The following is a 12943-nucleotide window of genomic DNA, read 5'->3' as shown; positions in this document are numbered from 1 at the left end:
AAACTTGTGTTAAAAAATCAACACAAGTTTTTTATCTTCTATTTTAAGATCGTATTACTTTAAAGTCGTAAGCTCAGCAATTTTACAAATCACTTCTACAGCCTTTTGCATACTTTCTACAGGTACATATTCATAACGTCCATGGAAGTTATGTCCACCTGCAAAAATATTAGGACAAGGTAAACCCATATAAGATAATTGTGAACCATCTGTACCACCTCTAATAGGCTTTATAATTGGAGTAATACCAACTTGTTTCATGGCTTCTTCAGCAATATCTACAATATGCATTACAGGTTCTACCTTTTCTTTCATATTGAAGTACTGATCTTTGATTTCTAATTGAAAAACTTCAGCTTCAAATTTGGTATTCAAATCAAAAACTACCTTTTCCATCAAAGCCTTTCTGGCTTCAAATTTATCTTTATCATGATCTCTGATAATATATTGAAGTGTTGTTTCTTCAACCTTACCATCAATACTGTATAAATGGAAAAAGCCTTCATAGCCTTCCGTATGTTCTGGTGTTTCTAATCTTGGTAATGTATTGATAAATTCCGAAGCATAATACATGGAATTTACCATTTTACCTTTAGCATAACCAGGATGTACTATTTTGCCTTTTGCTACTATTTTAGCACCAGCGGCATTGAAATTCTCGTATTCTAATTCGCCAATTTGGCTACCATCCATAGTGTATGCCCAATCGGCACCAAATTTTTCAACATCAAACTTATGGGCACCTCTTCCAATTTCTTCATCGGGAGTAAAACCAACTTTAATATCTCCGTGTTTTATTTCAGGATGATTGATTAAATACTCCATAGCTGTAACAATCTCGGTGATACCAGCTTTGTCGTCAGCTCCCAAAAGTGTTGTGCCATCAGTTGTGATCAAAGTTTGACCTTTGTATTGCAACAAATCTTCAAAATAATCTGGTGAAAGAATAATATTTTCGTCTTCGTTTAAGACAATATCCTTACCGTCATAATCTTTTATAATTTGTGGTTTTACATTAGCACCTGTAAAGTCTGGTGAAGTGTCAAAGTGAGAAATAAAACCAATAGTTGGCACTTTATGATCTACATTACTTGGTAGAGTTGCCATAATATAAGCGTTATCATCAATAGTCACGTCACTCATACCAATAGCTTTAAGTTCTTTAACCAATTTATTGGCCAAATCCCATTGCTTCTCGGTACTCGGAGTGCTTTCAGAATTTGGGTCAGACTCAGTATCTACAGTAACATAGCTTATAAAACGATCTATAATATGCTGCATAGTTTTGCTTTTATTGCAAATTACAATTTAAAAGTGATTACAGGAAGTTTAGCATGGTTTACTAAATCTTCTGATATACTTCCACCAAAGAAATGACTTAAGCCCGTTCTTCCATGAGTAATCATAGAAAGTGTATCTGCATTAGTTCTTTTAGCATAGCTTAAAACTCCATCTTCTACGTTGTGGTCTGCTATGTAATCTATATTAACTTCATCTTTTTTGATGTTTGCTAACGAAAGGAACTTAGCAATTTTTTCATCTATTTCATCAGTGCTTAAAAAGCTAATTGAAGGTAAATTAACATGAAGTAATGTTACTTTTTCACCTAACTCATTTAAAAGTTCAAGAGCACTTTTTACAGTAGCTACACTTTTCTCAGAAAAATCGGTAGCTAAAACAATGTTTTTAAAGCTGATAGTTTCTGGATTAGATTTTACAACAAGTACAGGTGTATCACTGTAACGTACTACTTTTTCTGTGTTAGAGCCAGTAAAAACTCCATCATGATCGCTGTGGCCACGAGAACCCATCACAATTAAATCTGCTTTTACATCTTTAGAAACCTCAGAAACTTCTTTTAATACTTTATGATGCTTTATTATTGGAGTTACAGAAAGACCTTCTAAATATGGTTTATCTAAAAATTCTTCAAACTTTTTATTGGCAACCATTAACATGAATGCAGTTTCTTCGCTTTTTTGAGAATCAGAAGTTGTAATGATAGATTCTGAAAGCTCTAACATGTGCATTACTATTAATTCTGAATTGTGTTTTTTAGCCAGTGACGCGCCTGTTTTTAAAGCGTATTCTGAATATTCCGAAAAGTCTACTGGAATTATAATTTTTTTCATGGTGTTATGGTTTTATGGTTGCTCAAAGTTATTTAAAAATGCTGAAATAAATCATGATAATTGACAGTTTGTTGTAAAATTATTCCTGTTAATCCATAGAAAAGAAGATTTTAGATTCTTATTTTTGCATAGCAAATATTTCCTCATGTACAAAGCTATTATCCGACCAATTCTTTTCTGTTTCGATCCTGAAAAAGTACATCATTTTACATTTTCGTTAATCAGAACTATTTCTAAAGTTCCTGGAATGCCAAAACTGTTTAAAAATCTATATGTTATAGATCATAAAAATTTAGAAAAGGAATTATTTGGATTAAAATTTAAAAACCCTGTAGGCTTAGCTGCTGGTTTTGATAAAGATGCTAAACTTTATAATGAACTTTCAAATTTTGGTTTTGGTTTTGTGGAAATAGGAACATTAACCCCAAAACCACAAGATGGTAATCCTAAAAAGCGTTTGTTTAGATTAAAAGCAGATTCGGCGATTATCAATCGTATGGGATTTAATAATGGAGGAGTTGAAGATGCTGTAAAACGTTTGAAAAAGAATAAAGGTGTTTTAATTGGTGGTAATATTGGAAAAAACAAAGTGACACCAAATGAAAATGCTGTTGAAGATTATAAGATTTGCTTCAATGCTTTGTTTGATTATGTAGATTATTTTGTGGTTAACGTAAGTTCACCAAATACACCAAACCTTAGAGCTTTACAAGATAAAGAACCGTTGACGAATTTATTGAAAGCTTTACAAGTGCTAAACTTTCAGAAGCCAACGTCTAAACCTATTTTATTAAAAATTGCGCCAGACCTTACTAATGAGCAATTAGATGATATCATTGATATTGTAAAAACTACAAAGATTGATGGTGTTATTGCTACAAACACTACGATTTCTCGCGAAGGTTTGCAAAGTGACCATAAAACTGAAACAGGAGGTTTAAGTGGAAAACCATTAACCAGCCGCTCTACAGAAGTTATAAAATATTTGGCTGAAAAAAGTAATAAAGCTTTTCCAATTATTGGAGTAGGAGGTATCCATTCTGTAAAAGATGCTCTAGAAAAAATTGATGCAGGTGCAGATTTAATCCAGCTGTATACGGGTTTTATCTATGAAGGGCCTAAGTTGGTAAAAGATATCAATAAAGCTTTAATAAAAAGTTAAGTCAATTAAAACTATATCCACTTATTACTTTTTTACAAAAGATAAAACTTTACTAGCTCCATTGCTTTCTAATTTTATAAAGTATAGTCCACTCTTTAAAGGCTCAATATTAATGTCACTCAAATCTTTTTGAGATGATATAGACTGTTCTTTTATAATTTGCCCCAAAGTATTGTATATACTATAAGCTTCAGGAAGTATTTCTGCTTCAATTGTTATTTGAATAGAAGAAGGGTTAGGATATAATTTTATGTTTTGAGAGTTGAACTTATCAATACTTAAGGTAGTATTAAAGAAACTATCTGTATTGCCATAACCATAATTTCCGCCAGTGGCTAAAAGTTCATTGCTGTCATCTCTAAGCTCATAAAAACCATCACCCGAAAAACAGCATATGCCATCTCCATAACTATCAGTTATAATGAATGAATAGCATTGGTTATCAGCGGTATTGAAAACTTCAGAAATTGTAGTAAAATCATCGACCCCATTAATGTAAGGTCCACCAGAATACAATACATTTTCATCTCCATCTACAAATTGCCAAGAGGTTTCGTCTGGCCAATCGTCCAAAGTCAGACTTAACGTAATTGTGCTGGTATTGATGCCTTCAGCACCAACTTCTATATAAGATTCTTTTACCTTACTTATAGTTTCTGATCCATTAGAGACAGTTAAAACTACGTCATAGAAACCATTACTATTATAGGTGTGCGTTGGATTTTGAGTGGTATAATCAATAATATCATCTCCATCCACATCCCAATTCCATGATGTTGCACCAACACTGTTGTCTGTAAAGTTTACAGTTAAATTAGTGCTACAACCCTCTGTTGTATCGGCAATAAAATCTGTACTAAAACTAGGGCAAGCTAAATCACTTCTATAAAATTGATAGATGGCATAAATCCTGGCATATTGTTGGGGTGAAAAATAAGTTCGACATTCTTTACGAGAGTAAGACATTAAATTTGTAGGATCTGGTTGGTAAAAATCAAGATTAGCATCTTGAGCATTCCCTGTATACTGACAACTAAAGTTGACATTAGAATAGCCTAGTTGTGGATCAGCAGGTGTGTCACAAATAAAATCTCCAGTGCTTTCACAATTAGATCCGTCTACCAATTCTTCAGTCGATCCCGAAACATTACTATTACCATGAGTATGAGATAAAGCAAAAAAATGACCCATTTCATGAGAAAGTGTGCTGCCATTTGTAGCACAGTTGTTTGCCATTAAAATTGTTTCAGGTCCACCAGGAAAATAAGCATAGCCACATAAACCACTTCCAGAAGAAGAGCTAGTCACTGAGTTTGTAAAATAAATATTGATGACACCATTTACATTATTTACAGAAGTTAAAGCACTTTCATCTGCGGTCTCAAAATCGTAGTAATTATCATCGTTGATATAATTGATACCATCACATAGAAAAAATTGAATTCCAGCATCTACATAAATAGAATTCATAATACTTATGGCTTGGTTCAATTCGGTTTCCGTTAAGCCACCAGTCCCAAAACTTGTATTAATAATATGTGCTTTTATAGGAACATCACTTAAAACAGTAGAATTTCTTGAAGCTAAGGAATTGTTCAGAAAGTCATTTTCATAAGACTTAATAAGCTCTTTATTTCGATTGAAAAACTTTTGATTTGCAGAAGTGTATGTAAAACCACATTCTTCACTTTGTGCATTTATGCTAAGTATAGCTAAAAGAAAGAATACGATTAGGGTAATTGAATTTGTAGGTTTCATTATAGATTATTTAGCGTAGCGGAAGGCTAAAATATAAATTTAATATAAATGACCTATTTTTAATCGATTAAATACCTGTAACAGTAGTATTTTTCCTTGGTAGTTTAATCATTTTTAATGATTAATTTTGAAGTCATCAACCGTTAGTAAATCCGAATTGAACTACGATACACTCATATCATTTGCAATAGCTACATCAGCACTGGCAATTTCACCAGGACCAGATAATATTTATGTCTTGATACAAAGTATTACTAATGGAAAAATTTATGGCTTGGTAACAGTTTGCGGTCTTATTACAGGTTGTATAGTACATACTACTTTATTGGCTTTTGGTATTTCTGCAATTATTAAGGCTAATGATGATTTATTCTTTGGAATAAAGGTTCTAGGTGCTTTGTATTTATTATATCTCGCTTACAAGGTTTATAAGTCTGATGCACAATTAGATTTTGATACGGAAACTGCGCCCAAAAAAAGTTTAAAAAGTCTTTTTGCACAAGGTTTTTTTATGAATGTTTTAAACCCAAAAGTTACTATTTTCTTTTTGGCATTTTTTCCAGGGTTTTTGTTTAGCGATGATTTAAATACCGTAATTCAATTTTATGTTTTAGGTGGTATTTTTATGTTAGTGTCTTTCATAATATTTTCTGCCATAGCTTTATTAGCTGGACAAATAAAAACCTATACGCTGAATCATAAAAATGCAGGTTTGATTCTGAAGTGGCTTCAAATAATAGTGTTTATTGGGATTGCAGTTTTCATTCTTATCTAAGTTTGAAATCGCTATTGTAAAGCTTATATTTGAAGCAATGAATAAAGCTGTAAAAATCATAGAATGTCCAAGAGATGCCATGCAAGGCATAAAGGATTTTATTCCAACAGAAAGGAAAGTCCAGTACATACAATCCTTACTTAGAGTTGGCTTTGATACTATTGATTTTGGAAGTTTTGTATCTCCAAAAGCCATTCCTCAAATGGTAGATACGGCCGAAGTTTTAGCACAGCTAGATCTTAGTAAAACTAATAGTAAATTATTAGCCATAATAGCAAATACTAGAGGCGCAAATGATGCTTCTGTACATCCTGAAATAGATTATTTAGGGTTTCCGTTTTCTATTTCTGAAAACTTCCAGATGCGTAATACGCATAAAACTATTGCGCAATCTGTGGTGACACTTCAAGAGATTTTGGAAATTGCTGACAAGTCCAATAAGGAGGTTGTGGTTTATATTTCTATGGGTTTCGGTAATCCTTATGGTGATCCATGGAATGTAGATATAGTAGGAGAGTGGACCGAGCGTTTGTCAAAAATGGGTGTTCGTATTTTGTCACTGAGTGATACTATAGGTAGTTCTAATCCTGAAAATATAGAATACTTATTCTCTAATTTAATTCCCAAATATTCTAATATAGAATTTGGGGCACACTTGCATACCATACCTACAACGTGGTTCGAAAAGATTGATGCAGCTTATAAAGCTGGCTGTAGACGTTTTGATGGAGCCATTCAAGGTTTTGGTGGTTGCCCAATGGCAAAAGATGAGCTTACAGGTAATATGCCAACAGAAAAAATGTTGTCCTACTTCACGCAAAAAAAAGCTCATGACTTAAATGCCATGAGCTTTGAGAGTGCTTATAATGAAGCTACTAAAATATTTTCAGTATATCATTAGTAGTTTATTCTTCTAATAAGCTATATTCAAATTGGGGATGTCCTCGTTCTCCATCAGCGTTGAACATTGCTAAAAACTTAAGTTTATAGTAATTTCCATTAGTGTCATTAACTATGTAAAATACATTATCTCTTAAAGAAGGTAAACTTCCTGGTCCACCACCATTTCTCCAAGTACTACCAATGTTTCGTTGATCGTTGTCAAAAGCTATCGTTGCAACATCAGCTAAAGTGAAATTTTCATAAGTATAGTCTGTTGTTTCAACATCAATCATGTATGAAATTGCACCTCCTTTTGTATTGGTTACCACAAAGTCAGAATAACCATAAGATCCATAACCTTCTATTTCGTTAGTAAATACTGTGAAGTTTAAATCCCATTGTGATTTTTGAGGTTCAACATTTACTTCTGTTTCAGTATTAAAGCTGAAAAATGTAAAGTTATAGTTAGAGTCTTTAGAAATTGCTACTTCTTCATATGTTGTATCATCCAAATCAGCATACTGTAAAATATAGTTGTCAGCACCTCTTAAGATTCGGATTTTCTTCCAACCTCTTGCATCTCCTGTAACAGCTACACTTCCTGTAGAAGCTGGTTCAGTAGCGACTTCAAACCCTAAGTTAACTAGATAAACATTATTGTCTTCATTAATTGAAGAAATAGCATCGATTGCAGTTTCAGTAATTTGACCAAATGGAGCATCGATATATGCCATATTGCTAGCGTCAAAAGTCCCAACAGCAACTTGAGGTTGTAAATCTTGTACTTCTGTAGAAGATGAATTTATAGCTGTAATATCATTAGTACTTAATTCAGCAGTTGCCATATAAATTGAACCATTAATAACTACTCTAAAATCTGAACCAGAGTAAAAGCCTAGGTCCCAAGAGTCGCGCTGAGCAACGCTGGTAGTGTTCGTACTTAGATCAACATAGACTTGATTTGGTTCGTTAGAACCACCAACTTCTGGTTCTACAGTTGCTCCTTCAATTACAACATCTATTGGTCCTTGAGCTGTATCGTCATCACTACAACTCGTAACAAAGATTGTAGCTATAAATAGAAATGTTGTTAAAAATTTGTTTGTCATGATTATTGGTGTATTTAAAAATTAAGATTAAACATTGCTTTGAGATAAAAGGATCTGCCATAACCCAATAACAAATTACTGTTAGAGGTTGAGTGAGTACCACCTGAAGATCCAGTACTACTTATATTAACATTAGTAATATCAAATAGGTTTCTACTGCCTAAAGTGATATCTAGTTTATTGTCTAAAAATGTTTTTCTAACGGATAAGTCTAACCACGTATAGTCATCTATTGTTGCTATGGAGTAGATGCTATTACCATCATCATCTGTTCCTGTAGCTCTATAATTTTGTTGTTTACCATTATATTTCAATAACATTGAAACTGAAGTATTGACTTTTTCGAAATAGTAAGACGCACGAGTATTTATTTGGAAATTGTATAGATAATCATCTTCACCATTAACTTCATTGCTGTTTTCTCGAGATATACCTTGAAGTGTAGCACCTATATTTAAGGTTAAATTTTTATACCTTAATGAATTGTCTAAAGTGAAACCTAATTGTCTAAATTTATCAATATTGATATACTGATATTGAAGCGGAGTAGAATTAACAACAGCCAAATCTATGCGGTCAGAAACATCGATATAGCTGAATTTAAAATTGTTGACTAACGAAATACCATTAAACCAACTTCGCTTTTTAAGATTTATAAAAGTTGAAAAACCATTTTCAGGTTTTAAATTTTCATTGCCTCTAACATCGTGATTAGAGTCTACAAAATAGTAGTAAAGTTCTTCAAAATTTGGAACTCTGTATGAAGAACCAATATTAGCTCTGAGCTCAAAACCATTTTCTAGAAGATAACGTGCATTAAAGGCGCCAATGAATTTAGAGTTATATAGCGAATTGTATTCGTAACGCAAACCAGGTCTAATAGAAAACTTATCGGTCAATTTTATTTCTGAAGATCCAAATAAAGCATAGTTGTTTTGCTTTCTGGTTTTGTTTTGTTGAGTAATTTCACCAGAAGCTTGTGTATCAAACCCTTCGATATATCGCATTTCATATCCAACCTGAAAGTCATAAGATTTATCTTTTATTATGTTGTCCAAAGTACCATTAGAAAAGATAACTTTACTGGATTGATAAGTCTCATCAGTTTCGTTAGACCTTTGCTGAGATAAAATGAAGTAGTTAAATTCATTAAGGTCCCTTTCTTGTTGTTGGTAAGATAGTGTTGCACTATAATTTGGTCCAGAACTGAAAGCTCCATCTAAGCTCAAATTGTTTACAAATCTGTTTGTGGTAAATATTCTATCTGAGGAAGATGGGTTACTGGTTTGTGTTTGGGTATCTATGTTGGCCCTAACAGCAGCATCGTAATAGAATACATTTTCATTGTAGTATCCAAACTTGTATCTCAGCGAGAATTTATCTGTTTTATAATTGATTAAAGCATCTGTATTTATTTGCTCTTTAGGTAACCATTCGTAACCTCTTAATCCATCATTCTGATAATAATCTCTTCCTTCTCTGTTATTTAAGAAACCAGCAAAATCATTTCTATTGAAACTAAGTCTTGCAAACCAATTCTCATTAATATTATGAGCAATGTTTAAGGATTGAATATGTCTCCCTTTATCAAACCATTCGTACTCATCACTAACCGTTTCTTCTTGCAAATAAGCTTGAATTTGCCAATCATCATGAGTAGACTTTTTTGTGATGATATTAATAACTCCAGAAACAGCATTAGCACCGAATTCCACTCCCATAGCTCCTTCAACAATTTCTATACGCTCAACGTTATCTAAATTTATTTGTGTAAGATCTATATTATTGCCTAAACCATTATCGCTAACCAAAGGGATATTATCTACTAAAATGTTTAAGTATTGACTATCAAGCCCAAAAAAAGACACTGTAGATCTACCTGTATAAGCATTAGGAGTAATGTTAAGGTTAAGATTGAAATTTAGAATATCAGATAGGTTGTTGGCAGCTATTTGCTCAATTTGCTTCCTATTTATTACAGTAACATTATATACTGACTTCTTTATTGTTGTAGGATTGTACTGACCTGTAACCACAACTTCCTTTAACTCTTCTGTCTTGGTAGAGTCTTGCTCTTTTTCCTGACTAAAAGTTTGAAGGCTTATAAAAAATAAAAAATAAATACAGATTTTATTTTTATTTAGACTCATTCTTGATTAATTTTGTCGCAAATATATAATCTTATTTTAAATCAGTCTAAATAAGTATAAAATTTTTAAAAATTAATTTTTTTCCAATTCATGAAACGAGCAATAGTATTTTCATTAGCATTTTTAGCCATCTCACTAACGGTGAATTCGCAAACAAAAAAAGAAAAAGACCAAGAATCAATTAAAGATATGTGTGGTTGCTTTGAAGTCACTTTTAATTTTGCAGAAACATTTTCCTACAGTAATGACTCTTTGTATAAGCCTTCAGAAACAAAGGTTGATAAAGGTTTAGAATGGGCACAGTTGGTGGAAGATGAAGACAACAAAATTTCAATTCAGCACCTATTGCAGGTAGGAAGACCAGATAGTCCTCATATAGTAAAGCACTGGAGACAAGATTGGTTATTCGAAAACACAGATTTCTATACTTATAATGGAGATAATGAGTGGGTTTTTGAAACCAAATCAAAAGATGATGTTAAAGGGCAATGGACACAAAAAGTATATCAAGTAGATGATAGTCCGCGTTACGAAGGCTCTTCAACTTGGGTTCATGTTGATGGAAAAAGCTATTGGGAAAACACTACAACAGCTCCATTACCAAGAAGAGAATATACGAAACGAAGTGATTATAATGTTACTTTAAGAGGTAATCGTCATGAAATTACAAATTACGGTTGGTTGCACGATCAAGATAATGCAAAAGTTGTTAGAGAAAAAGGAGAAGAAGACGTAATTTTGGCAAACGAAAAAGGGTATAATACCTATGTAAAGGTAGATGACAGCAGATGCCAAGCGGCTCAAGACTGGTGGAAAGCACACCAAGACAAATGGGCTACAGTTAGAGCAAAATGGGATGAGGTTTATAGCCGAGATAAAGATTTGGTTTTAGAAAATAAGGTAGATAATAAAGTTTTATTCAAATATTTATTTGATGATGAGATGACTGCCGAAAAAGAAATCAATAAAGTGATAGAATCATTTGTAAAATAATATGAAACAATTAAGAAATTTATTAAGCCTTGTAGCTTTTGTAGTAGTATCCTTTGGATTTGCCCAAGAGAATGTGTTTTTAAAACGTGATTTTTGGGGCACCAAGCCAGACGTAAAAACGATTGAAACAAAAATTAAAGAAGGCAACAATCCTGCTGAAGCTAACGGAAGTAATTTTGATGGAGTGGTATATGCTATCTTACAAGATGCACCTCTAAAAACCATTCAGCACATGATTTCCCAAAAAGGAAATGATGCTAATAAGTTAACGCATGACGGTAGAACCTATATTTTCTGGGCTGCTTATAAAGGCAATACAGATGTTATGGAGTATTTGCTTAAAAAAGGAGCAAAAACAGATTTAACTGACGATAAAGGAAACACTATTCTGAATTTCGCAGCATCATCTGGTCAACAGAATACTAAGGTTTATGATATCTGTATCGCAAATGGTGCTGATCTAAAGAAAGACTTAACTCCTAGTGGAGCAAATGCACTTTTATTGGTCGCACCTTACGATAATGATTTAGAGTTAATAAAGTATTTTCAGTCAAAAGGATTAGATATTGGTAGTTTAGATAATGAAGGTAATGGTGTTTTTAATTACGTAGCCAAAACCGGAAATATTGAGCTTTTAGAAAAACTACAAGCCTCTGGCGTAAAGGGAACGGACAATGCTTTTTTGTTTGCAGCTTACGGAACTCGTGGTAAAGCTAATGGAGTTGAAGTCTATGAATATTTAGAAAGTGTAGGTTTAAATCCTAGTACAGCAAATAAAAAAGGTGTTACACCTTTACACATTGTGGCATCTAGAAGTAAGGATACTAAACTCGTACAGTATTTGCTGGAAAAAGATTTGGATGTAAATAAGAAAGATGAAGAGGGTAATACACCTTTTATGAATGCAGCTTCAAGAAATGATATTGAAATTGTCGCTTTGCTTTCAAATAATGTTAAGGATATCAATGAAGTTAACGATAAAGGGCAGTCGGCATTAACATTGGCTATAAATGGTAATACACCAGACGCTGCTGAGTTTCTTATTAAAAAAGGAGCAAAGATCTTTATTTTAGATAAAGAGGGTAATAACCTAAATTATTACTTGATTAATTCTTACTCTGAAAAAAATAAAGACCATTTTTCAAGTAAAATGGTGTTACTTAAATCAAACGGTATAGATTTTGTTACACCACAAGAAAACGGAAATACTTGGTTTCATTTAGCGGTGAAAAAGCAAAGTTTAGATTTACTAAAACTAGCTGCAGGAATGGGACAAGATGTAAATGCTAAAAACAAAGATGGCAATACAGCACTTCATCTTGCTGCTATGCAATCTAAAAATGAAGATATACTTAAATTCCTTCTAAAGGTAGGTGCAAAGAAAGATTTAAAAACAGACTTTGAAGAAACAGCTTACGATTTAGCAAAAGAGAATGAGTTATTAGAAAAGAATAAAATTTCAGTAGAATTTTTAAAATAAATTTAAAGTAACGAATGAAAAGAATAAGCTTATTAAGCCTTTTGGCAATTGTAGTTTTAGGATTGGTATCCTTTAAAAACTTAAGCGATTCCAACAAATATAAATGTATGATTCAAATGACCAATTACTCAGGTGAAGGAGCATACATAGTGATATCATTATTAAGTCCTGAAGGTAATTATATAGAGACTTTGAACGTAAAAGGAGAGGATGATGAATGGTACAATACTGTAGAATCTTGGTGGGATTTTTATGGCAAAAAGCGTAACGATATAGATGCCATAACAGGAGCAACCATTAGTGGTGGAGAGCGTTCGATTAGTGTTATTGAAATTGATAGTGATAAACTAGATAAAGGATATAAGTTAAGATTTGAGTCTGCCGTAGAAGATCAAGAATATTACGAAAGTGATGTAGAGTTCGATTTAACTTCAGAAAACGTAAAAAGTAAAATTGAAGGTAAAGGCTTTATCAGATACGTACGTATGATGCCTCAATAAAA

At 32.7% G+C, this 12943-nt stretch carries 11 protein-coding genes; 6 read left to right on the top strand and 5 right to left on the bottom strand.

The window, feature by feature from the left end:
- Positions 1-54: 54 nt before the first annotated feature.
- Together pepT and AC2H4K_RS02440 are read right to left on the bottom strand one after the other, a co-directional pair.
- Positions 55-1281: a peptidase T gene (pepT, locus tag AC2H4K_RS02445; RefSeq protein WP_281141091.1), complete on the bottom strand. Its 1227-nt coding sequence runs from the start codon at positions 1279-1281 to the stop codon at positions 55-57.
- A 20-nt stretch (positions 1282-1301) separates the two neighbouring features.
- Positions 1302-2132: a universal stress protein gene (locus AC2H4K_RS02440; protein WP_281141092.1), complete on the bottom strand. Its 831-nt coding sequence runs from the start codon at positions 2130-2132 to the stop codon at positions 1302-1304.
- A gap of 145 nt (positions 2133-2277) precedes the next feature.
- Between AC2H4K_RS02440 and AC2H4K_RS02435 the strand changes: the two genes are divergently transcribed.
- Positions 2278-3294, top strand: coding sequence for a quinone-dependent dihydroorotate dehydrogenase (locus AC2H4K_RS02435; RefSeq protein WP_281141093.1), 1017 nt, complete (start codon positions 2278-2280; stop codon positions 3292-3294).
- Positions 3295-3318: 24 nt separating this feature from the next.
- On the opposite strand, the gene AC2H4K_RS02430 is transcribed toward AC2H4K_RS02435, so the two are convergent.
- A complete protein-coding gene (locus AC2H4K_RS02430; protein WP_281141094.1) occupies positions 3319-5052 on the bottom strand; it encodes a zinc-dependent metalloprotease in 1734 nt (577 codons plus the stop codon).
- Positions 5053-5209: 157 nt separating this feature from the next.
- Between AC2H4K_RS02430 and AC2H4K_RS02425 the strand changes: the two genes are divergently transcribed.
- Positions 5210-5827 (top strand): LysE family translocator, encoded by a 618-nt coding sequence (locus AC2H4K_RS02425; protein WP_281141249.1) that lies wholly within the window; start codon positions 5210-5212, stop codon positions 5825-5827.
- 37 nt (positions 5828-5864) lie between these two features.
- Entirely contained in the window at positions 5865-6728 is an 864-nt protein-coding gene (locus AC2H4K_RS02420; protein WP_281141250.1) for a hydroxymethylglutaryl-CoA lyase, read from the top strand.
- Between the two features lie 4 nt (positions 6729-6732).
- On the opposite strand, the gene AC2H4K_RS02415 is transcribed toward AC2H4K_RS02420, so the two are convergent.
- Both AC2H4K_RS02415 and AC2H4K_RS02410 read right to left on the bottom strand, forming a co-directional pair.
- Entirely contained in the window at positions 6733-7818 is a 1086-nt protein-coding gene (locus tag AC2H4K_RS02415) for an HmuY family protein (RefSeq protein WP_281141095.1), read from the bottom strand.
- Between the two features lie 14 nt (positions 7819-7832).
- Positions 7833-9968, bottom strand: a complete 2136-nt coding sequence (locus tag AC2H4K_RS02410; RefSeq protein ID WP_281141096.1) for a TonB-dependent receptor plug domain-containing protein — start codon at positions 9966-9968, stop codon at positions 7833-7835.
- A gap of 90 nt (positions 9969-10058) precedes the next feature.
- On the opposite strand from AC2H4K_RS02410, the gene AC2H4K_RS02405 reads away from it, so the two are divergent.
- From AC2H4K_RS02405 to AC2H4K_RS02395, 3 genes are read left to right on the top strand one after another with little or no spacing between them, the layout of a single operon-like run.
- The gene (locus AC2H4K_RS02405; protein ID WP_493742794.1) at positions 10059-10961 is read left to right on the top strand and encodes a DUF6607 family protein; all 903 of its coding nucleotides are present in this window, start codon (positions 10059-10061) and stop codon (positions 10959-10961) included.
- A gap of 1 nt (position 10962) precedes the next feature.
- Positions 10963-12441: an ankyrin repeat domain-containing protein gene (locus AC2H4K_RS02400; protein ID WP_493742793.1), complete on the top strand. Its 1479-nt coding sequence runs from the start codon at positions 10963-10965 to the stop codon at positions 12439-12441.
- A gap of 14 nt (positions 12442-12455) precedes the next feature.
- Positions 12456-12941 (top strand): DUF2271 domain-containing protein, encoded by a 486-nt coding sequence (locus tag AC2H4K_RS02395; RefSeq protein WP_493742792.1) that lies wholly within the window; start codon positions 12456-12458, stop codon positions 12939-12941.
- Positions 12942-12943: the final 2 nt, after the last annotated feature.

This window comes from Winogradskyella sp. 266wxhm (genome assembly GCF_058964685.1).
The sequence above is the reverse complement of the archived record's forward strand: the minus strand, read 5'-3'. Positions and strand labels throughout refer to the sequence as shown.

Bases quoted from the DNA above. Each gene is read 5' to 3' on its own strand.
- AC2H4K_RS02420 (WP_281141250.1), top strand. From the start codon at position 5,865: ATGAATAAAGCTGTAAAAATCATAGAATGTCCAAGAGATGCCATGCAA.
- AC2H4K_RS02430 (WP_281141094.1), bottom strand. From the start codon at position 5,052: ATGAAACCTACAAATTCAATTACCCTAATCGTATTCTTTCTTTTAGCT.
- AC2H4K_RS02415 (WP_281141095.1), bottom strand. From the start codon at position 7,818: ATGACAAACAAATTTTTAACAACATTTCTATTTATAGCTACAATCTTT.
- AC2H4K_RS02395 (WP_493742792.1), top strand. From the start codon at position 12,456: ATGAAAAGAATAAGCTTATTAAGCCTTTTGGCAATTGTAGTTTTAGGA.
- AC2H4K_RS02405 (WP_493742794.1), top strand. From the start codon at position 10,059: ATGAAACGAGCAATAGTATTTTCATTAGCATTTTTAGCCATCTCACTA.
- AC2H4K_RS02410 (WP_281141096.1), bottom strand. From the start codon at position 9,968: ATGAGTCTAAATAAAAATAAAATCTGTATTTATTTTTTATTTTTTATA.
- AC2H4K_RS02400 (WP_493742793.1), top strand. From the start codon at position 10,963: ATGAAACAATTAAGAAATTTATTAAGCCTTGTAGCTTTTGTAGTAGTA.
- AC2H4K_RS02435 (WP_281141093.1), top strand. From the start codon at position 2,278: ATGTACAAAGCTATTATCCGACCAATTCTTTTCTGTTTCGATCCTGAA.
- pepT (WP_281141091.1), bottom strand. From the start codon at position 1,281: ATGCAGCATATTATAGATCGTTTTATAAGCTATGTTACTGTAGATACT.
- AC2H4K_RS02440 (WP_281141092.1), bottom strand. From the start codon at position 2,132: ATGAAAAAAATTATAATTCCAGTAGACTTTTCGGAATATTCAGAATAC.